Genomic DNA, 644 nt, shown 5'->3' with positions numbered 1-644 from the left:
CCTTCGTGAGGTTGTGTTCGGCGGTGTCCTACTCTCCCACACTGGTTAGGGTGCAGTACCATTGGCGCTGGAGGGCTTAGCTTCCGGGTTCGGAATGGAGCCGGGCGTTTCCCCTCCGCTATGGCCGCCGAAACATTGTGAAACCCACACACATGGGTTTGTTTATACCGTTGTGTGTTGTTTCAGAAGATGCATAGTGGATGCGATCACCCGTGAAGTGTTGGGTGTTGTTGGTAAGTCCTCGGCCGATTAGTACCAGTCACCTGAACCTATTACTAGGCGTACAGTTCTGGCCTATCAACCCCATGGTCTGTGGGGGGCCTTAACCCCGCAATGGGGGTGAGAAACCTCATCTTGGAACAGGCTTCCCGCTTAGATGCTTTCAGCGGTTATCCCTTCCGAACGTAGCTAACCAGCGGTGCCCCTGGCGGGACAACTGGCACACCAGAGGTTCGTCCGTCCCGGTCCTCTCGTACTAGGGACAGGTTTCCTCAAGTTTCTGACGCGCGCGGCGGATAGAGACCGAACTGTCTCACGACGTTCTAAACCCAGCTCGCGTGCCGCTTTAATGGGCGAACAGCCCAACCCTTGGGACCTACTCCAGCCCCAGGATGCGACGAGCCGACATCGAGGTGCCAAACCAT

At 56.7% G+C, this 644-nt stretch carries 2 rRNA genes; both read right to left on the bottom strand.

The features are described 5' to 3' along the window. Nucleotides 1–15 precede the first annotated feature (15 nt). A 5S ribosomal RNA gene (gene rrf / locus GORHZ_RS23580) occupies nucleotides 16–132 on the bottom strand. Nucleotides 133–229: 97 nt separating this feature from the next. Continuing rightward, nucleotides 230–644, bottom strand: a 23S ribosomal RNA gene (locus GORHZ_RS23575); the annotation flags it as partial.

This window comes from Gordonia rhizosphera NBRC 16068, assembly GCF_000298195.1.
GTDB classification, from domain to species: domain Bacteria; phylum Actinomycetota; class Actinomycetes; order Mycobacteriales; family Mycobacteriaceae; genus Gordonia; species Gordonia rhizosphera.
Note: the sequence above shows the minus strand (reverse complement) of the source record. Positions and strands in the feature narration are given on the sequence as shown.